Origin of the sequence: Hymenobacter pini (genome assembly GCF_020421205.1) — a bacterium.
GTDB lineage: Bacteria > Bacteroidota > Bacteroidia > Cytophagales > Hymenobacteraceae > Hymenobacter > Hymenobacter pini.
In genome coordinates this window covers 447870-467871 of the sequence record NZ_JAIZZH010000001.1, presented here as the reverse complement: position 1 = coordinate 467871, position 20002 = coordinate 447870, and the positions used below count along the sequence as shown (strand labels likewise).

Genomic DNA, 20002 nt, shown 5'->3' with positions numbered 1-20002 from the left:
TCCCTTGGGCGTGAGCTGTTGAAACTCCTGGGCCAATGCACAGCTAGGCTCGACTAATAGGAAAGCGAAGAGGTAAGCCGGCTCGTATATCTGAATATGACTCCGCAAACTACCACACGCCTATGCACTCAGTTTTTTCTGCCGAACGGTTTCTGCCTGCGCAGGCCAGAGCACACGATGCGACCATGACGGAGCAGGACGTATTGCTGTTAGAAAGCAGCGTGCGAACCGCACTCGAAAATATGGCTGCCTACCAGTTGGTATCGGCCACGCCCACGCAAATGCAGGATTATTTCTTTTTTCTGGAGGCCTACGCCCATGACCTTAGTATGCAGCCGCTAGGAGCCCGGTACCAACTGGTGCAGGAGGCCTGGCAACTCTGTCAGGCCCTGACGCGCACTGCTACTCTGGAGTAAATCTTCGTTGTGTTTACCGTACAGCTTACGGGTATAAAACCCGCAAGCTGAGCCTTTACATTCTGTTGGCTGGTACAGGCGGCAGGCAAGAAGAACAGTACATTACTGTTCAGCCTATATCCTTTAGGCGGCGGTTGGCGTACAAGGCGGACATTTCTCTCACCGGGTCCCCTACCCTCAACCTTTTGAACCATGAACAAATACCTGCTCTCCACCCTGGCATTGGCTTTCACCCTCACTACCGGCTCGGCCGTAGCTCAGGGCAAAATGAAGTCGGACGACGAGAAGACGAAAATGAAGGACGGCGACATGACTACCAAAACCAAGGTGGCTGACGACGGCAAAACCAAAGTGAAAGGCAAAACCGAAGACGGTGCCAAAATCAAGGCAACCACCAAGCCCCGCGAAGGTGCCGACATGAAAAACATGAAAATGTCGGGCGTGATGGTGGGTGGCGCGATGATGACGCCCGATAAAGACATTGTGGACAATGCCGTAAACTCCACCGACCACACCACGCTGGTAGCCGCCGTGAAGGCAGCTGGTTTGGTAGAGACGCTGAAAGGCACGGGTCCTTTCACAGTATTTGCCCCCACTAATGCGGCTTTCGACAAGCTGCCCGCCGGCACGGTGAATACGCTAGTAATGCCTGAAAACAAGCAGAAGCTTACCACTATTCTGACGTATCACGTGGTACCCGGCCGCCTGCTGGCCGCCGACCTGCGCGACGGCCAGACGCTGACGACGGTGGAAGGTGAAAAGCTGACGGTGCACCGCAACGGCAACATGGTGATGCTGCACGATGCAAAAGGCGGCATGGCCAACGTAACCATTGCCGACGTAGTATCGAAAAACGGCGTTACCCACGTAATTGACACCGTGTTGATGCCGACTAAATAGCTCCGGCTCTTATAGCATCTGAAAAGCCAGCCCATAAGGGCTGGCTTTTTTTGTTTACAGGCAGCTTTGCCTATAGGAAAAGTGTCCTTGGGCCGCGTGGGGTTACCTTTTTGTTATACTGGTAGCCTCACTAAGTGTCACGCGTTTGCGTGTGGCAAAAGAATACGACATTTGTTTTTCACTTCATTCTTCACACACCTTCCCCCCTGTTGATGAAACACTTTTTCTCTTGGGTACTGGGTGCAGCTCTGAGCTTGGGGGCCCTGACGGCCTCAGCTCAAACCCTGCCCCCGGCACCGCCCACCAACCTGCAGGGCCAGAACCTGAAAGACTGGCTGCGGCAAAACTGGTATGATGGCAAGCGGGTAGTGCTTAGCTACAACGATGCCCGTGGCAAGATGTACAACTACGTGGATAACCAGAATGGCCGCGTAGTGTGCGTGTATTCGGGCTACACGGAGAACGTGCGGCTAGACTCCAGCAGCACCAGCACCGGCGGCGTAACCCGCATCAACTGTGAGCATACCGTGCCGCAGTCTTGGTTTAATGAAGTGGTACGGATGCGCTCCGACATTCACCACCTATTCCCAACCTACGACACCTGGAATTCCAACCGGGGCTCGGACCCGTTTGCGGATATTCCGGACAACCAGACCCAGCTCTGGATGCGGGGCACCTCCAGCCAAACTACCATCCCAACCAGCAACATCGACGAGTACAGCGAGGATACCAACTCGCAGTTTGAGCCCCGCGAAGACCACAAGGGCAACCTGGCCCGGGCTATCTTCTATTTCTACACCATGCACCAGGGCCAGACGTTTGACCCAGGCAAGGATGTAATTACGGCCGCCGCCGACCTGAATACGCTGTATAAGTGGCATATGCAGGACCCAGTAGACGCCCGGGAGCGGGAACGGAACCGCCGTGCCGCCAAAAGCCAGGGCAATTTCAATCCCTACATCACCTACCCCGATCTGGTGGCCCGCGCCTGGGGTTTCCAGGTGCAGCCTACTTTCTCCTTCTCGGCCGCTACGGCCAGCATTGCGGAGGGCAATTCGGGCACCAGCACCTACACCGCTACCGTAAACGTAACGCCGGCCCTTACCTCCACACTCACCGTGCAGGTGGCATTGGATGCGGCCAACTCAACGGCTACCAACGGCTCTGATTTTGCTTTCACCTCGCCCCAGACGCTGACCTTTACCGCCGGCCAGACCTCGCAAACTCTTACCGTTACCATCAACGGTGACACGCAGCCGGAGGCCGACGAAACTGTGGTGCTCACGCTGAACAACCCGTCCTCGGGCGGCGCGGTGGGTGGCCCGGCTTCGCAGGAGCTTACCATCACCAACGATGATGGCGCGGCACCGACCATCAAATTTGCTTCTGCTACCGGTACTATCACCGAGGGCAACTCCGGCACCAGCACGTACACGGTAAATGTAACGCTGAGCGGCAGCGCGCCTACCGCCGCCGTAACCATTCCGGTAACGGTGAGCACCAGCGGCACCACGGCCACCTCACCAGCTGACTATTCGCTGACTACTACCTCGGTGACTTTTGTTGCTGGTCAAGCGTCGCAAACAGTACCCGTAACCATTTCGGTGGTGGGTGACACCCAACCGGAGCCTAACGAAACGGTGCGGCTGGTGCTGGGCACGCCCACCACGGGCGGGGCTGTGCTAGGTACGCCCTCGGCCCACGTGCTCACCATCACCAACGACGATCAGGCCCCGGCCGGCTCTCCCTGCACCGATCTGTACTTCTCGGAGTACGTGGAGGGCAACACCACCAACACCAAGGTGGTCGAAATTTACAATCCCTCGCCGGCTCCTATCAGCCTGACGGGTATTGAGGTTCGCCTGTTTGCCAACGGCTCTACCTCGCCCACTGCTACCCAGGCGCTTACCGGCACTATTGCCCCCGGCGACGTGTACGTTATTGCCAATACCGGCGTAGCCTCGGCCGACGTAGCCAAGCAGGCCGATCTGCAGTCGAGCGTGTGCTTCTTCAACGGCGACGACGCCCTGCTACTGATGGACGGCACCGATACGCTGGACGTAATTGGCGTGATTGGCCAGCAACCGGCCGGGGGCTGGCAGCTGCCCGGTGGCGGCACCACTACCAACGCTACGCTGGTGCGTAAGGCCTCGGTAACCGCCGGCCAGAAGCGCTGGAGCATGGCGGCCGGTGAATGGCAGTTTGTGGGTACCGACGTGTACACGGGTGTAGGCAGCCACACCAGCGGCTGCATTACCACGGCTACCACTAAGGCCGCGCCGCTCAACTTCGGCATTGACGTATTCCCGAACCCCGCCACCGGCAGCGTCCAGATCCGCCTGCCCGAGCTACGCGGCCGCCACGAAGCCAGCATCAGCCTGTTTAATGCGCTGGGCCAAGAGGTGCTGCACCGCACGCAGCAGGTTTCCTCCCTCGACGCTGGCACCCTGCCCGTCCACACGCTCAGCAATGGCTTGTATACGGTACGTGTAACCGTAGACGGAGTGCGCTACAGCAGCCGCGTGGCTGTACAGCATTAATTAGCCCGTAGCGGGGCCGGCCGGTATTGGTGAGGCCGCCCCCCTGGACACACAACGGCCCTGGTTCCTACTGTAGGAGCCAGGGCCGTTGTGTTTTGGCTGAGTGCTAGATGATTCTGCAACCTACCGGATACGCAAACGGGCCCGCATTGCAGTGCGGGCCCGAACTCACATGGGGCACTCTACTAACTTATTAATGTGTGGGAGAGGATATGACCGAAGCTCAGCACTCCGGAATAGTTAAGACGGGAATACGGCTGTGAACCAGCAAGCCGGCCGTGACGCTGCTCCGAAAATGAGTACCTGGGTACAGACGCTGCCGGGTAACAAACGTGAGCATATCGGCTTGGTGACGGGTGGCGGCATGGCGGATGCCCTCTTCTACCGATGAGTGCCGTGTGGACATTACCGTGTGCGCTACGCCCGCCAATAAGCCACTTTGCCGGATACGGGTGGCTACGTCGGCCAGCTCGGGTGAGGCAGGCGTGGTGTACACGTGCAGTCCAAGCACCGAAGGCCCTACCCGCGCCAGCAGCTCCTCTACCGCACCAAGCTGCTGCCCCAGGAAAAGTGGCTCGTCGGTGGCGGTGAGCTGCTCCAGCAAACGGGGAATGGTGGCGGCCGTAGCAGGCAGCCGCACCGCTCGGCGGTCGGTATCCAGCACAATGCGCTTGGGCAGGGTGCCAGCCCGGTAGGTAATGGGAACTATCAACAATGGATGCGCCAGGGTACACACTAGGTGCAGCGCGAGGCTGTGCTCCGTGTGCCGAACATTTTTGGCGGGGTTGGCATTGCCCACAACCACTAGCTGATCGGGCCTGCTGCCCAGGCTTGCAGCTAAATGCGCAATACTATCTTCCGTCAGGATGGTCGCCTGGCAGGGCACGTAGGCTTGCACGTGCCGCACTTGGTCCTGCAGACTATGCTGGGCTTTTTCCAGGCTCCACTCCGCCCCCATCTGCCGAAACAGCAAGGCCTCGTCGGAACCTTTGGCTGGTTGGACGTGCCATAAGTGAACGGCTCCTCCTACGCGGCGGGCCAGCACCACTGCGTAATGCAGTGCGTTGGTCGCCGCGTCGGAGAAGTCGGTAAGGACATGGAACGTCATCATACAACGGGGCCCAAAAGCGTTGACTTTCAGGTAAGCCAAGGTATCGGTTTAGTAGACGCAAAAAATTAAGATCTTATTAAAAATCAACTATATAGGCTATCTTATTGATTATCAAGCTCAACAATAACCAGATAGGTTACCCATCTCATTCTTCAGAGCTGGCAGGTGCCCGCAAGTCCTCATATTCGGGGTGGGAGTCCAGGAATTCGCGCATGAATGGGCAGCTGGTTCGCACTCGTAACTGCTGGGCGCGGGCGTATGCCAGGCCGGCCTGGGCCAGCTCTTCGGCCAGCCCCTGCCCCCGCAGCGGCTTATCAACGTAGGTGTGGGTGAAATCTATAACGCCGGCTTCCGGTGTGCTGTAGGCCAGCTCGGCGGAGCCGCCGTCCTGTTCAATTACAAACTCTTGGTCTTGGGAATGATGCGTAACTGCGCCCGACATACGCGGTAAGGTTTGGTGAGAGATACGGCGACGGATTTCGCCATTTGCTGAGCGTTTACGTATGCAGCACAGAAGTGGCTACTACAGCCTTTGCTTCGTTTCCCTGCATCTTACTCTCCTACCCGTTTCTTATGCAAACCACTCCCGAAAATTCTAACCTCGCTCCTGACGCCACCAATTCTGCCCAGGGCAACCACACGCCACAGTACGGTGACTTTGGCAAAACCACGCCGACCGAGGCCCAGCAGAAAGCGCACGATGAGCACAGCGTAACCGAAGGCGGGCAGGCCGCCCCACCCGTTGCTTTCCCGGAACAGCGCGGCAGCACGCCGCAAAACGTAGACCCCGCAGCGGTGCAGCACGTAGAGGACGCCGAATATTTTGAGCAGCGTGAGGGTTGGGCCAAGGACGACCCGCGCTACGGCGGTGGCACCCGCAACTGGGCTACCAACGAGCCTGCCAACCACACCACTGCCCCGGCCCCCGAGCACGGTGAGCACCCCGAAAACCCGAACGTGGGTAAAAACGACAACCCCGACGAGTTCAGCGCATTCCGCCCTGATGAAGGCCGGGGTATTCCAGGCTCGGGCAAATAGCCGGGTTGCTTCCTGATTTCTTGCTCTCACACACTACTGCCATGGCTACCGATAAAAACCAGGACCCTGCTGCCGCCCTCGACCCTAAATCGGGCGCAAACCTGACCGATGAACAACGCAAGCACCGTGAAGAGCTGTATAGCTACAAGCGCGACGAAGAAGGCACGCTAGACACCTCGGCCCGGTTGGAGGCCGAAACCACCGGTATTCCAACCGACAGCGCTACTACCGGCCCCGACCCCGACAACTCCAGCATGACCGATGAGCTGATGAACCCTGGTTTCAATAACCCCATCGACGATAACAACCGCTAGAGCACCTACATGGTGCAATGCTCAACAGAACGCCCCGTTGCAGTAGCAGTGGGGCGTTCTGTTGTTCAGGCGAAATATCCAGACGAAAAAAACCAGGAAAGTAAGTATCAATTTATTGAAGTGTGTCGTATGTTTACGTCATACTATATAACCACTTTATGACGTACGCCAAACTCGCTGAATTTACTGCCGAGCAGCAGCAACTGGCCCGCTTTGCCAAGGCCTTGGCTCATCCGGCCCGAATAGCCATCATCCAGCTTCTGGCAAGTAAAACAACGTGTATCTCCGGTGATATTGCGGCTGAACTGCCACTATCCCGCACTACCGTGTCGCAGCACCTGCAGGAGTTGAAGGCCCTGGATCTGATACGCGGAGAAATTGATGGGTTGACGGTGTGTTATTGCCTGAACACTGCGCTGTGGCAGCAGGTGCAGCAACAGTTTGCCCGCCTTTTCTCCCTGGCCACTACTGCCGCGTGCAGTCCGGATACTACCTGCCCCTGTTAACTCTTCATCTTTCCACTTTCATCCGTTGTAGTCATGAGCACATTTCCCCGCATGCATGTGTCGCTGTACGTCACTGACCTGGCATCAACCCTTAATTTCTACAGCATTTTTCGGACAACCGGCCGATAAAATCAAGCCTGGCTACGCCAAGTTCGTGCTCGATGAACCGGCACTGATTATTTCATTCGTCCAGAATCCGGCGCGGGTGCACAGCAATTTTGGGCACCTGGGCTTTCAGGTAGAAACGCTGCCGCAACTGGAGGAACGGCTGGCCGCCGCTCGGCAGGCTGGCCTGGTGCAGCGCGAGGAAATGGGGACCAACTGCTGCTACGCCAAGCAAGATAAATTCTGGGTACATGACCTCGATGGCACGGAGTGGGAAGTGTATTACTTCCACGAGGACGCGGAATTTAACGACCCACGCTACCAGCAAGAGTACGATGAGGCTGCCACTAGCCAGTGCTGCATTGCTCCCACTGCGGCTGCGGAGCTGCCACCACTAGCCCCCATGGCCTTTACTTTGGTAGATACTGGTATGGCCACCGGTCCCGCCTGCACACCGGGCGGAAACTGTTGCTAGTCCGAGCACTCTTCTTGGCGGATGGGCAGGGGAATGTAGAATCTGACAGTCGGGCGCAATGGTTCTGCTTGGGGCCGGCCCGGCATGTGGTGTACTGGCGGCTGCCGTGCTTTTTTGGGCTTATCTGTAGCATGCTACCACATTTCCCGTATACTTCCGATAGTATATTCCCTGCTCCCACCTGCTAATCTGCTCTGCGATATGGCCGCTCCTTTCCTCGTACTCACCGATTTTACCCCCGCTGCCGACCAAGCCCTCCGCTACGCGGCGGCACTGGCAGCCCCCGTACAGGCTCCACTGGTGCTGTTACACATCCGCCGCGAAACCCTGCTCGACCCGGATGCTTTTAATGGCAGCATCCGGCATCTGAGTGAAGGAGAAGTAGCAGCCTCTCTGCAGGAGCGGATTCAGGGGCTTACGTTGCCAGTAGTTGTGGAGTCGGCGGTGGATGGGGTTGAAGTGGCCGTGGCTGATGCGGTTCGTCGGCATGCTCCCAGCGTGGTGGTGCTGGGCAAACCCGATACCGAAACTACTCCGGATGAATTGGTCAGCAGCACGTCATTGAAACTGCTGCGTGCCACCCGTACCCCGCTGCTGGTGGTACCCGTGGGTACGCAGGCCGCCGTGCCGCCCCACAACATTACGGTAGCCGCCGACAACAACTCTATCAGCCTGAAAGCCCAATCGGAAGGCATTCGGGAGCTGCTGCTGCAACTGAAGCCTCGCCTTACGGTAACGCACGTAGCAGAGCCCGAAAACGACGATACCTGCTCAGCAGCGGTGCAAGCGGTGGCAGCCAGCTCCCTGGTGGCTGGCTCCGACATCCGGATTCACTCGCACGGAGTGCGCCACCGCCGGATTCCGGAGGGCATTTTGCAAGCTGCACAGGAAACGCACGCCGATTTACTGGTGCTGGTAGCCCGCCGCCGCAGCTTCCTGGGGCAACTATTTAACCGAAGCGTTACGTCACAGGTGATCTTGCACGGGCACTTGCCCATGCTCCTCCTTCCCGCCCTGGACTAACGGTAAACCGGTAAAAAACCGGGTGCAGCTGACGCTCCGCAGGCACTACCTGCGCGGATTGAGCGTCAGCTGCACCTGGTCACTTTTGCACCGGTGCATTAGCTGCCCACTACCGGACTACGACGTTCCAGCAGGCATACGTCGCGCCACTCACCGTGCAGTTGCCCTAGCTTCTCCCGCACCCCTACCAGCCGGAAGCCAGCTTGCTCGTGCAGCCGTAGGCTGGCAGTATTCTCACGAATAATACCCGATTGCAGCGTCCAAATGCCGTTTTGCTCTGATTGTTGCACCAGTTCACGCAACAGCAGCAGGCCGGCGCCTTGCCCTCGGTGTAAGGCCCCCACGTACACGCTCACCTCAGCTACTCCGCTGTACACGCACCGCCCCGATACGGGCGTGAGGGCTGCCCAACCCGCTACCGCATCAGTGGGTGTGAGAGCCACCAGACGGCTATGCCTCACATGCGCGGCATCCCAGGCGGCCCAGTCGGGTACCTCAGTGCTGAACGTGGCCTGCCCGGTGGCAATGCCTTCGGCATAAATAGCCGCCACGGCCGGGTAATGAGCTGGTAAAAGTGGTGCCAGGGAAAGAGTTTCAGCCATGACTGGAACGTGAAGCAGTACATGGCTAAGGTAGAAGAATTGCTGTGCAAAACGACCACCAATGGCTGTTCGGCTTTTCCTGGGCAGACAGGAGCAAATACGCACCTGGACAAAAGAAGCCACACCATAACCCAGCACCCCGGCTACCTCTGCAGTTGCAGAAGGGGCCGGGGTGCCAGTGGAAGGATAAGCCTCGTTAGAAAGTAACGGAATAGGTGTAGGTGCTACCGGCCGGAATAAATAAGGAATCGGTGGTGTACTCTGTGAGGCTGTTTTTCTTTTTGTAGCCCTTCACCAAAATGGGCTGGTCGCCGGCAATGGGCAGCGGGTTTTCGATAGGTAGTCCGTCCCAGAACACAACCGGCCCGCCGCCCTGAATTTTTCGGCTGAAAGTGGTACTGAGGCCATAGGTGGTGTTGAAGTCAGACATGAAGGCGTAGCGGGCCACATCGGCCGGATTCGTAATAACGAGGCGCACGTACGCTTTGCGCGGAATCAGGTAGGCGGGCAGCGTAAACGTAGTATCACGGCGGGCATTATTTAACACCTGACTATCCTCCCCAATGGTGTAATACTGACTCTTGTTCGGGGTGTAGCGCACTGAGAAGTAGCCATCAGTCAGTTCCTCATCCTTGATGAAGAAGGAGAGTCGGTAGTTGCCGTTGGCGTCGGTGGTGGCCTGTGCTTTTAGCGTTGATTTCGGCTGATACGCCTGTCCGTAGTGCCAGCGGACTTCAACCGGCGTATTGGCCAGTGGCTGCTGCCCGTTGGCCGTTATCAGCCGGCCAACCACGGTAGTGCAGGAACCCATGCAGGTTTCCAGCTCTTCTTTTTTGGTACAGCCAGTTGCCAGGATAGCCAGAGCAGCCGCCAGGGAGATAATCGTAGATTTCATGTACACAGCGAATACAACTAGGACGGTAGAAAAACACAACCCCTAGCGAGGCAGCCTCACTCCTTGGGCTCCTTTTGAGTTTCAGTTAAGCAATAGTAACATCCGGGCCCGTCACCCGGAAAACCAACCTACGGCTTCAACCAACTTTACCGCAGCCCACCCGGCCACCTCAAAACGGTTAAAATCTCAACTCTGGCAGGCCATTACCGCACTATACCGGTCGTTATTTCTGACTTTTCAACGCGGATATACAGTTGTGCCATTTACTGGCTGCTATTTACCATTTCCACCCCGCCTGGAGGCCCGCGTACCAGTTGCGGCCCGGCGCCGGCTGGAAGTAACGCCCCCCAAAGGCGTTCAGGTCGTTGCCGAGGGAGTACTGCCGGTCCGTAAGGTTTTCGCCGCCCCCGAACACGTCCAGCGAGAAGCCGCCGAAGCTATGCCGCCAGCCGCCCCGCGTGCCGAACGTCCAGTAGCCAGGGGCCGCTTCCGTGTTGGCATCATTGAGGTAAATACGAGCCTGGTGGTTGACGGTGGGCTTGAGGTAAAAGCCAAGTGGGGCCGCTACATCAAGGCCGGCAGTGAGGGTGTGCGGGGCGGTACCGGTGAGGCGGTTGCCGCTGAAATCCTGCCCGCCGCTCTGGTAGCTGCCGAAACGGTAGTGGTTGTAGGCGTAACTGACGAAATACCACAGCCCTGGCCCGTTGGTTACCACTGTTTCCGGCATATCCGGTATTGCCTTCATCTGCCGCCACAGATAACCACTCAGTGCTGCTTCCAGTCCGCGCTGGCGGGTATTGCCAGCGTTGGCAAAGAGCTGGGTGCCCTGGTCGGTAGTGCGGGTGGTAATAGTTTGACGCTGGCGCTGGTCGTAGAGGGCCACGTCGTAGCGCAGCCGTTCGTGCCAGACAGCGCCGCGCAGCCCTACCTCGTAGCTGGTACCCCGCTCCGCCTGCAGCCCGCGGTTGATGGAGCCGTCGGAAGGCCGGATTTCCTCCTCGGTGGGTGGCGAGAAACCAGTGCTCAGGCTGCCGTACACCGTCAGTTCCGGCCCAAACTCCCGCAGCAGCGCTACCCTCGGTGACACCTCGGGGAGAAAGTTGCGTTCCAGCTCGTAGCCAGTGGGGTTGGTAGCGGCATCGGAAAGGCGGCTGATGCGGTAACGGAGGCGGTTGTAGCTGGCCCCGGCCGTGAGCAACAGCCCGGCCGGCAGCTCGTAATCGGCCTGGGCGAAGGCAAAACCGGTGATGGTCCGAATTTCATCGTCGTAGCGCAAGGTACCGGGTTGGCCGGCCCGGTTCTGGTAGTTGCGGGAGCTTTCGAAACCGGTCTGTCCTTCAGCCCCCAGCTGCAGGCGTAGCGTACGGCCGGCCAAGGCAGTGCGGTAGCTGGCCACCGTGCGCCCGCCCCCACCTAGTAACGTGTTGCGCTCAAAATCTATCAGGTAGGGCGTATTGATGCGGCTGCCGCTCAGGTACAGCGTGGTACGCAGGCTGAACCGGTCAGTGAAGCGCACCTCATGCGTGCCCCCGAGCAACGCCGCGCGCGAAGCATAGTAGGTGTGCTGCTGCACGGTGCCGGGTGCGGTGGCGGTACCGGGGCGGGCCTGGCGCGGGTTGGCCTGGAACTGGGCGCGGGTGAGGCCGCCGGGCAGCTGGTACCACAAGTCGGAGTACAGCGCGTGCAGGCCGATTGTTTGCCGTTCAGTAGCATGCCATTCGCCATCCAGGGCCAGCACGTCGCGGCGCAGGGCGCTTTGCTGACGGTACCCATCGAGGCTTTGGCGGGCATAGGTGGCGCGCAGGTAGCCCGTGGCCGAGCCAGTTTCAACGGATGCGGTGTAGCGCCGCAGCCCGAAGCTGCCCGCCGTGAAACCCACCTGGGCGGCGCTGGTGCCGGGTTCCGGCCGGCGCCCCCGGAGTAGCACGGCCCCGCCGGTACCGGCTCCGTACACGCTGGCGGCGGGGCCTTTCACTACTTCCAGCCCACCCAGCAGCGCGGGGTCGAGGAGGTTGAGCGGGGTGCTGCCACTGGCCTCGGTGAACGGAATACCCTGGTAGTACACTTTGGTATTGCGTACCCCAAACGGGGAGCGGAGCGTGCTGCCCCGCACGCTGAGGCGGTAGCTGCCACTGGCCCGCTCCTCCAGCCGCACCCCGGGCAGCGTATTCACGGCCTGCGTTAGGGCGTTCTGCGGAAACCGCTCAAAGTCGCGGGCCTGGAGCACGCCTACAGCGGCAGCAGTGCGGCGCAGCGGCAGCTGCTGGCCGTAGCCGGTTACAGTGGCTTCGGGCAGAGTTACGGCGCGGGCAGTGTCGGGCGGCGTGGTTTGGGCGAGGGCAGTAACAGGCAACAGCAACAGCGGCGCGGCGTAGCGGTAAGGCATTCTTGGTAGAACTGAGAAGTCAGAGGTGAGAACCGAGACGCGACGAGGCGCTGGTCTGGGCTTGCTAACCTGTAACTAGCGGCCAGGGTTGGGCACAGACGAATTTTCGATGCAAAATCGTTTATCTTCCTACTCTATTCTTTACCCCTATTCAACCACGTATGCACTACCTCCCCTTTCCTCGTCGTCGATATCGGGCGCTGTTTTTCCCGCCGGGCTTACTGGCGCTGGCCGGGCTGTTGTGGCTGGGGTGCGTGGCGGTACCGAGAATAGTGCCGCCGAAGAAAGCTGTGATGGAAATAGCTGTGTGGTCGCCCAAAATGTGCTCTGTTGATTTCGACGCCCCGTCGTCTATAGCAGCAAAATGGCGCGCCTCGCCTGCTTGTCTGTCACCTACAGCATTAGAAAACTTCCGGCCTTGGTATACCTCTCAGTTTACAGGAAGCATATTCTCCGATTACTTCTCTTTGCAAAAGACCCGATTTATTGCGCGTGATTTGCAGCAAAAACCTAATCAAAACCGAGGATTCCGCGTGTACTTTGCTCCTAGTGCAACGTACGCCAACTTTGTTCAACTACTGGATTTGCTTAATCAAGAGAGTGTTAGTAGGCACTGGATTGATTTATACCATCTGCCTGTAACAATATACAGTTATACCGAAAAGCCTTTGGAGAAGCCTTTATCCGAAGAGCACAATGATAGTTTAAGAGATTGGTCATGCTTACTATGTGGCGATACTATACCATATATCCCGACTGCTTTCGAGACTATTACACACTGGCTCAAAGAACAATGGGCTGCTATACTCTCCATCGACTGGCGCAACACCTGGCTTCTCCTGCTACTGCTCACCGCCCTTTCCACATGGAAACTGCGGCAACAGTGGCGCACCGCCAGTTAAGCCGTAACCTCGACCGGAAAAACGCAGTTAAGCCAAGCGCAACTATTCACCTGCGCTATGCTCCCGAAACTGACGATACCCCTGGCCGCTGCTCTTCTGGCCAGCTTTACCACTTCGGCCCAGAACGTGCCCCCGGCCGCCACGCCTTTCCACATGACGGGCAACATTTACCTGCCTAACAAGTTGCCGGCCACGCCCGAGCGAGTGGCTAGTCTGCAGGTACCTGCCGGCTTTACTATCAGCAAGTACGCCGAGGGCCTGGATATGCCGCGCATGCTGGCCGTGGCTCCCAACGGCGACGCCTACGTGAGTAACCGGGTGAAAGGCACCATCACGCTGCTGCGCGACGCCAACAAGGACGGCAAGGTGGAAACCATCCAGCAGGTAGCCCAGAAACCCCACTTGCACGGCGTGGCTCTCAAGGATGGGAAGCTGTACATTGCCGCCATCCGGGAGGTGTACGTGGCCGATGTGAAGGCCGATGGCACCCTGGGCGAGCTTCAACCCCTGTACAAAGACCTGCCCGACGCCGGCCAGCATGCCAACCGCACCCTGCAGTTTGGGCCCGATGGCCTGCTCTACCTCTCGGTGGGCAGCACCTGCAACGCCTGCGACGAAGACAACCCCGAAAGCGCCACCCTGCTCCAGCTGAAACCCGACGGCTCGGGCCGACGTGTGTACGCCCAGGGCCTGCGCAACACCATCGGCTTCGACTGGCACCCGGTTACCAAACAGCTCTATGGTCTCGACCACGGCATCGACTGGCTCGGGGATGAGGACCAGCAGGAAGAATTCAATCAGATCAAGGACGGCGGCCACTACGGCTGGCCCTCCATCATTGCCGACGGCAAGCACTACCCCGCCAACAAGCCCAAATCGGGGGAAACCTACGAGCAGTTTGATGCCCGCACGGTGCGGCCATTGCTCACGTATAAGGCCCATTCCGCGCCGCTGGGCATGGTGTTCTACCGGGGCCAGCAGTTTCCGCAGCAATTCCGGCAGGATGCCTTCGTGACCATGCACGGCTCCTGGAACCGGGCCCAGCCCTCGGGCTACAAAATCGTGCGGGTGAAGTTCAATGAGCAGGGCCAGCCCCAGCAGTTCGAGGACTTCATCACGGGCTGGCTGGTAGAAAACGACAAGTCGGAATTCGGCCGCCCCTGCAGCATCGTGGAGGCCCCGGATGGCTCCCTGCTGGTTTCCGACGACGACAACGGCGTGATTTACCGCGTAGCCTACGGCGCAACCGGTAAAGACAACAAAAAGCCGAAGAAGCGCGGGTAGTAGCGCGCAGCTCCGCTTCGCGCACGAGCCGCAGGCGAGTAGCCGGTTCCGCACCTGACGCTTGTTACTCGCTTCGCTCGTGCGCGAAGCGGAGCTGCGCGCTACTGTTACCCGCGTTAGGATTTAACAACGGATTTTGGAGCCGTTACGGGTATTGTAGCTGGCAACGGCTCATCAGGTTCAGGAAGGGCTTGCCCACTGAGCGTACGGGCTAATTGGGCATGGTCGAGGGCGCCTTCGTTGTGGGAGAGGAAAATGGTAGCCACGCCGTTGCCCACGAAATTGGTGAGGGAGCGGGCCTCGCTCATAAACCGATCCACGCCCAGCAGTAGGGCCAAGCCTTCTACCGGAATAACCTTCACCGCCGTGAGCGTGCTTGCCAGCACCACGAAACCCGAGCCCGTAACGCCAGCCGCGCCTTTGCTGGTTATCATCAGAATACCCACGATGGTGAGCATCTGAGCCCCGGTGAGCTCCACGCCAAACACCTGGGCCAGGAAAATGGTAGCCAGCGAGAGGTAGATGGTAGTGCCGTCGAGGTTGAAGGAATAGCCGGCCGGGACTACCAGCCCCACCACGGGCTTGGCGCAGCCCAGGCGCTCCAGCTTCTCCATCAGCCCCGGCAGCCCTGCTTCAGAGGACGAAGTACCCAGCACAATCAGCAGCTCCGCCTTGATGTAGCCCAGGAACGCCAGAATGCTCACCCGGCAATAGCGCAGAATGGCCCCCAGCACCAGAAACACGAACAGCCCGCAGGTAATGTACACCGTGGCCATGAGCTTGGCCAGCGGCAGCAGCGTGGCAATGCCGTACTTACCAATGGTATAGGCCATGCCCCCGAAAGCCCCGATGGGCGCAAACAGCATCACCAGGTGCAAGCCCCGGAACACGTACTTCGAGGCCCAGCTTAGCCGGTCGATGATGGGCTGGCGGCCGGCGTAGCGGCTCAGCACCATGCCCAGCACAATGGACACCAGCAACACCTGCAGCGTGAAGTTATCGGCCAGAAAGTGCAGCCAGCTAAACTCCCCGGCGCGTTGCGTGAACTCGCCCACCGCTTGCCCATCCAGCTTACCGGTGCTCACCCCGTCGCCAGGCCGGATGAGGTAGGCCACGCCCACGCCGATGATCAGGGCCAACGTGGTTACCACTTCAAAGTACAGCAGCGCCTTGCCCCCAATGCGGCCTACTTTTTTCAGGTCGCCCATGCTGCTGATACCCAGCAGAATGGTGAGGAAGATAATGGGGTTGATGAACAGCTTAACGACGCTGATAAAGCCTTTGCCCAGCACATCCATGCGCACGGCGGTGGCCGGGGCGAAGTGGCCCAGCAAGGCTCCGGCCACAATGGCCGTCAGCACCCAGAACGTCAGGTTGGAAACTAGTTTTTTCATGATGGAGTCGGGGAAAACCCGGCGGCACACGGTGCCGAGAACAGGAGTGGCTAGTGAGTGTACCCCTCGGTGCCGGAAAAAGTGTCAAGAAAAAAGTGCTAGTGAGGCCCAACTGCCCCCAGCCACCACGCCAGCAAAGCTAGCAGGGGCAAGGAAAGCGGAATGCCCAGGCCCACCATTTGCGCGGCCAGCGGCGGATTGAGGCCGTAGCGCTCCGCCACCACAGCAGCCGTATTCATGGGCCCGATGGCCGCGCCCAGCACGCACAAATCCACCACCCGGCTGGGTTGCGCGCCCAGGCCGTGGTAGAGGCCGAAGATGAGCAGCGGGGCCAGCAGCAGCTTGTACGTGAGGCCCAGGCCCAGAGCCCGGCGCTGAGCCTGAGGCACCTTCAGGTTCATTTGCAGCCCCACCGAGAGCAGGGCCACCACCGAAAACGGGGCGCTAAGCTTTTCCAAGACCCCACGCACCAGCTCCGGGTGCCGGTAGCCGGCAGCATTGGCCCCCAGCGCCAGCACAAAGGCCACGAAGGGCGGAAAGCGCAGCACCGTACCGGCCATACTTCGCCACGAAGGCTCCGCCGACCCGTACCACGCGGACACGGCCACGCCCAGCGTCACGCCAATCAGAAACGAGCCCGCCTGGCTCATCATAATGCCCAGCTCCAACCCCGCCGGCCCGTACAGCAGCTCAAAAATGGGAAAACCCACGAAGGAGGTGCTGCTGATGCCCGCCGTGATAATGAGCGCGCCCACCGTATTCCGACTCAGCCCCAGCCGCGGCCCCAGCGTGCCGAACAGCAGCCCGCTCATCCCAAAAATCAGCCAGGGAGCCAGCACGGGCAACAGGAAGTGCCGGTCGAGGTGGGCGTCGGCGAGGTGCAGAAACGTGAGAGCGGGCATGAACACCAGCACCAGCAGCTGATTGAGCACTGCGGCCGTACCCGCCGGCACGGCCTGCCGCCAGCGCAGCCAGGCACCTACTACCAGACACATGAGCAGCAGCAGCAGGTTGGTCATGCAGGGAAGGTAAAAGCAAAAACGTGAGGGGCCGCCAGACTGGCCGGATAGCAGGTTGAACTCGTTGCAGCTATAAAGCCCAGTCTGCTAGTCTGCCGCGCCCGGCAGCCCCAGGCGCCGGCCTAGAAGGTCAGCGTCACGTTGGTGTAGTAGTACGCGCCGTTGAAGCCAAATTGAGCCACGTTGCGAGAGTAGGGAATTTCGCCGTTGGAGTAGCTGGCAAAGCGGCGGGAGTCCACCCGGTCGGGGTACACGTTGGTCAGGTTGTTGGCACCCAGCGTAATCGACACCTTTTCGCTGGGCGTATACACGGCCGAGAGGTCGAGCAGGGTTTTGCCGCCGAATTTCTGGCTGATGTGAGGCACGTAGATGACGGTGGTAACGCCGTTGGTGGTGACGGTGCGGTTGGCCGGCTTTTCGTAGGCGATAACGGAGCCGAAGTAGGTGGCCCGGGGCGTGATGCTGAACTTGCCTACCTGGTAGGTGGCCGAGAGCAGAATTTTCTGCCGGGGCTGAGCCCGCTCAATCAGCCCGATGCTCACCGTATCAATCAGCAGAATGGGCTTGGCGGTGCCTGCCTGCAAAGCAGCCGGCGTGGCTGCCGTCGAGACGATGTTGGTGGCGTTGAAGGTCAGGGCCAGGCTGGCCGTCAGGCGCTGCTTCTCCCCCATTTCGGTTTTGTAGGTCGATACCAGGTCAATACCGCGGGTGCGGGTATTGATGGCGTTGGTGAAGAAGCGGATTTCGCTGATGTTGGCGAAGTCCGAGGTTTGCAGCGCCTTGATATCGGACTTGATGAGTCGCTCACTATTGATGATGCGGTCCTTGATGTCGATCTGGTAGGCATCCACGGTGAAGAGCAGGTTGTTGCCGGCCTGCACGGCCGCGCCCACGCTGTAGTTCCAGGAGGTTTCGGCCTTGGGGTCGGCCACGCCCAGGGGCTTCAGGCGCGGGTCGTTGTTACGCAGCTGCTTGGTTTGCACAATGGCCCCGGCCTGCACGGTGGAGGTGGTTACGCTGTTGTAAATCTGCTGGAGCGAAGGTGCCCGGAAGCCCCGGTTGATGGAGCCGCGCAGGGAAATATTTTCCGTCACCTTGAAGCGGCTGGCGAGCTTACCCGAGAGGTTGGAACCGAAGTCGGAGTAGTTTTCGTAGCGCAGGGCCGAAGTCAGCAGCAAACGGGGAGTAATGTCGCTTTCCACATCCACGTACACGCCCACGTTGCGGCGGGTGGAGTTGGTTTCGTCCTCGGGGGCAATGCCGGGGCGGCCGCTGGAGCCGGGGGCCTTGGCCGTGCGGGCCGGGGTGGTAGGCGTGGCCGGGGCTGCCAGCGCAAACGGCCCTACGAAATATGATTCGGGGCTCCCCTTCTCCAGCTTAAACTGGTCCACGCGGAATTGCCCGCCGAAGGCCACGTTAAAGGACTTGACCCCGAACCGGTCCAGGTAATTGCGCGATATGTTCACCTCGCTGGTACTTTGCCCGAAGGCGCTACGGCCCACGTAAAAGTCAGTCGGCGAGTCGGCGCCCATGGAGGGGTTGGCCGTTTTGTTGGCGTTCAGGTCGAGGTAGTTGTAGCCGTAGCCGGTGCTGAAGTCGAGGTTCCACTGCCCGGCTACCTTGCGGCTCAAACCCACCACGGCCGAGTAGTCGTCGGAGCGGCCGGGCAACTCGGGCAGGTAGCCGTTGGGCTGCACGGGGCTGTAGTTCACGTTGTTGGGCTGGGCATTGCGGAAGAAACCGTAGGCCAGAATGTCCTTGCGCGACGCCCCCCCGAAGCTATACACCGTCCAGCCCGAGCCGCCAACCGGCAGGCCCAGGTTGTAGAAGCCCTGGTAGATATCGGCCTTGTTGCTGCCGTACACGCCCACTCGGAAGGGCTGCCCCACGGGCGGGTACACCCCGGCCTTGGCCCGGGCGTTGTTTTCGGCCTCAATCTGGGCGGCGGTGGGCTGGGCCGGCAGGGCCGGGAAAGCCGTGTAGATGCCGCCCACGTAGTTGTCGGAGCGGTTGGTCTGGCCCTGGTGCTGGTACTGCAGCGTCAGGTTGAGGTAGCCGGGGTTCGTCTTGCCCAGCTTCAGGCCGTAGTTGGCCCCGGCCAGGTACTGGGCCCCGTCGCCTTCCTGGGTAATACCAAACTGGGTTTTGACGGTAGCCACGCCGGTGCTGCGGTTCAGCCCCAGGTTGATAACGCCGGCAATAGCATCGGAACCGTACTGGGCCGCTGCACCGTCGCGCAGTACTTCAATCCGCTCAATGGCCAGGGCCGGGATGGAGTTCAGATCGGTAACTACCGTACCCGAGCCTACCGTTACGTTCAGGTTCAGGGCCGAAAACTGGTGGCGGCGCTTGCCATCCACCAGCACCAGCACCTGGTCGGGGGAGAGGCCGCGCAACGAGGCCGGGTCGGCGTAGTTGGCCACCCCGTTCACGCCGGTTTTGGCCGAGTTGAAGGAAGGCGAGTTGAACTGTACCTGCTGGCCCAGGTCGGTCTGGCCGGTGAGCTGCAAATCCTTGGCATTGAGCACGTCCACGGGCATGGGGCGCTCCACGTCGGTGCGAGGCAGGCCGCGGGAGCCCACTACGGTCACGTCGCCCAGGTCGGTGGTGCTGGTTTCCAGGCGCACGTTAATGGTAGTTTGCTGGCCCACGGTAATCTGCTGCGCTTTAAAGCCAATGGCCGAAATTGCCAGCGTAGCACCGGGCTTCACGGTGAGCGAGAAGTTGCCGTCGGCATCGGTGCTGGTGCCGTTGGTGGCTCCTACCTCCACCACCGTGGCACCGGGAATGCCGGCCCCATCGGGCCCGGTAATGCGGCCCTTCACGGGGCCGGCCACCGGGCGGCTCAACTCAGTAGCTGCGGGCAGGGCCAGACCGTGGGCCGCCGCTGCGCCAGGCAGAGCCAGCAGCAGAAAAAGCGCCTGTCCCGGGAGCAGGGGCCGCCGCGTAGGCGCGGAAAAAAAGCGTAAAGGAGAGGTCATGTGCAGGGGGAATTTTGGGGTTAGGGAAAGAGCAGGAAACAGTTCTCCAAACCGGCCTGGGGAGCCGGAAAGCGGAGTAAAAACCGAGCGTACGGGAAGGGCAAAATTTCA

The 20002-nt window shown here is 59.8% G+C and carries 18 protein-coding genes; 10 read left to right on the top strand and 8 right to left on the bottom strand.

What is annotated here, in order from left to right; genetic code table 11:
• Nucleotides 1–122 precede the first annotated feature (122 nt).
• The 3 genes from LF252_RS02060 (at nucleotide 123) to LF252_RS02050 (ending at nucleotide 3856) form a co-directional block, all read left to right on the top strand.
• Entirely contained in the window at nucleotides 123–416 is a 294-nt protein-coding gene (locus tag LF252_RS02060) for a hypothetical protein (protein ID WP_226266881.1), read from the top strand.
• 417 nt (nucleotides 417–833) lie between these two features.
• The gene (locus LF252_RS02055; RefSeq protein WP_226268702.1) at nucleotides 834–1316 is read left to right on the top strand and encodes a fasciclin domain-containing protein; all 483 of its coding nucleotides are present in this window, start codon (nucleotides 834–836) and stop codon (nucleotides 1314–1316) included.
• Nucleotides 1317–1528: 212 nt separating this feature from the next.
• Nucleotides 1529–3856 (top strand): endonuclease, encoded by a 2328-nt coding sequence (locus LF252_RS02050; protein WP_226266878.1) that lies wholly within the window; start codon nucleotides 1529–1531, stop codon nucleotides 3854–3856.
• 223 nt (nucleotides 3857–4079) lie between these two features.
• On the opposite strand, the gene LF252_RS02045 is transcribed toward LF252_RS02050, so the two are convergent.
• Both LF252_RS02045 and LF252_RS02040 read right to left on the bottom strand, forming a co-directional pair.
• Entirely contained in the window at nucleotides 4080–4967 is an 888-nt protein-coding gene (locus LF252_RS02045; RefSeq protein WP_226266859.1) for a universal stress protein, read from the bottom strand.
• Between the two features lie 145 nt (nucleotides 4968–5112).
• Complete coding sequence (locus LF252_RS02040) at nucleotides 5113–5409, bottom strand: GNAT family N-acetyltransferase (RefSeq protein WP_226266857.1); 297 nt, start codon at nucleotides 5407–5409, stop codon at nucleotides 5113–5115.
• A gap of 131 nt (nucleotides 5410–5540) precedes the next feature.
• Between LF252_RS02040 and LF252_RS02035 the strand changes: the two genes are divergently transcribed.
• The 5 genes from LF252_RS02035 (at nucleotide 5541) to LF252_RS02015 (ending at nucleotide 8428) form a co-directional block, all read left to right on the top strand.
• On the top strand, nucleotides 5541–6005 hold the full coding sequence (locus tag LF252_RS02035; RefSeq protein ID WP_226266855.1) for a hypothetical protein: 465 nt from the start codon (nucleotides 5541–5543) through the stop codon (nucleotides 6003–6005).
• Nucleotides 6006–6046: 41 nt separating this feature from the next.
• On the top strand, nucleotides 6047–6319 hold the full coding sequence (locus LF252_RS02030) for a hypothetical protein (protein WP_226266854.1): 273 nt from the start codon (nucleotides 6047–6049) through the stop codon (nucleotides 6317–6319).
• 158 nt (nucleotides 6320–6477) lie between these two features.
• Nucleotides 6478–6825 carry an ArsR/SmtB family transcription factor gene (locus LF252_RS02025; RefSeq protein WP_226266853.1) on the top strand — a complete coding sequence of 116 codons (348 nt, stop codon included), beginning with the start codon at nucleotides 6478–6480 and terminating at the stop codon, nucleotides 6823–6825.
• Between the two features lie 55 nt (nucleotides 6826–6880).
• Nucleotides 6881–7405 (top strand): VOC family protein, encoded by a 525-nt coding sequence (locus LF252_RS02020; protein WP_226266852.1) that lies wholly within the window; start codon nucleotides 6881–6883, stop codon nucleotides 7403–7405.
• 201 nt (nucleotides 7406–7606) lie between these two features.
• Nucleotides 7607–8428 carry a universal stress protein gene (locus LF252_RS02015; RefSeq protein WP_226266851.1) on the top strand — a complete coding sequence of 274 codons (822 nt, stop codon included), beginning with the start codon at nucleotides 7607–7609 and terminating at the stop codon, nucleotides 8426–8428.
• A gap of 98 nt (nucleotides 8429–8526) precedes the next feature.
• Here the strand turns inward: LF252_RS02015 and LF252_RS02010 are convergent, their stop codons facing one another.
• The 3 genes from LF252_RS02010 to LF252_RS02000 all read right to left on the bottom strand — a co-directional run bounded on the left by LF252_RS02010 (nucleotide 8527) and on the right by LF252_RS02000 (nucleotide 12311).
• On the bottom strand, nucleotides 8527–9030 hold the full coding sequence (locus tag LF252_RS02010; protein ID WP_226266850.1) for a GNAT family N-acetyltransferase: 504 nt from the start codon (nucleotides 9028–9030) through the stop codon (nucleotides 8527–8529).
• Between the two features lie 196 nt (nucleotides 9031–9226).
• Complete coding sequence (locus tag LF252_RS02005) at nucleotides 9227–9925, bottom strand: hypothetical protein (protein WP_226266848.1); 699 nt, start codon at nucleotides 9923–9925, stop codon at nucleotides 9227–9229.
• 277 nt (nucleotides 9926–10202) lie between these two features.
• Nucleotides 10203–12311 carry a TonB-dependent receptor family protein gene (locus tag LF252_RS02000; RefSeq protein ID WP_226266846.1) on the bottom strand — a complete coding sequence of 703 codons (2109 nt, stop codon included), beginning with the start codon at nucleotides 12309–12311 and terminating at the stop codon, nucleotides 10203–10205.
• 161 nt (nucleotides 12312–12472) lie between these two features.
• Here LF252_RS02000 and LF252_RS01995 point away from each other — a divergent pair, with 161 nt between their 5' ends.
• Entirely contained in the window at nucleotides 12473–13213 is a 741-nt protein-coding gene (locus LF252_RS01995; protein WP_226266843.1) for a hypothetical protein, read from the top strand.
• A gap of 57 nt (nucleotides 13214–13270) precedes the next feature.
• Nucleotides 13271–14497, top strand: a complete 1227-nt coding sequence (locus LF252_RS01990; protein ID WP_226266841.1) for a PQQ-dependent sugar dehydrogenase — start codon at nucleotides 13271–13273, stop codon at nucleotides 14495–14497.
• Nucleotides 14498–14613: 116 nt separating this feature from the next.
• Here the strand turns inward: LF252_RS01990 and LF252_RS01985 are convergent, their stop codons facing one another.
• The 3 genes from LF252_RS01985 to LF252_RS01975 all read right to left on the bottom strand — a co-directional run bounded on the left by LF252_RS01985 (nucleotide 14614) and on the right by LF252_RS01975 (nucleotide 19891).
• On the bottom strand, nucleotides 14614–15891 hold the full coding sequence (locus tag LF252_RS01985) for a cation:dicarboxylate symporter family transporter (RefSeq protein ID WP_226266839.1): 1278 nt from the start codon (nucleotides 15889–15891) through the stop codon (nucleotides 14614–14616).
• Between the two features lie 98 nt (nucleotides 15892–15989).
• Entirely contained in the window at nucleotides 15990–16910 is a 921-nt protein-coding gene (locus tag LF252_RS01980; RefSeq protein WP_226266837.1) for an AEC family transporter, read from the bottom strand.
• Between the two features lie 122 nt (nucleotides 16911–17032).
• The gene (locus LF252_RS01975; protein WP_226266826.1) at nucleotides 17033–19891 is read right to left on the bottom strand and encodes a TonB-dependent receptor; all 2859 of its coding nucleotides are present in this window, start codon (nucleotides 19889–19891) and stop codon (nucleotides 17033–17035) included.
• Nucleotides 19892–20002 lie beyond the last annotated feature (111 nt).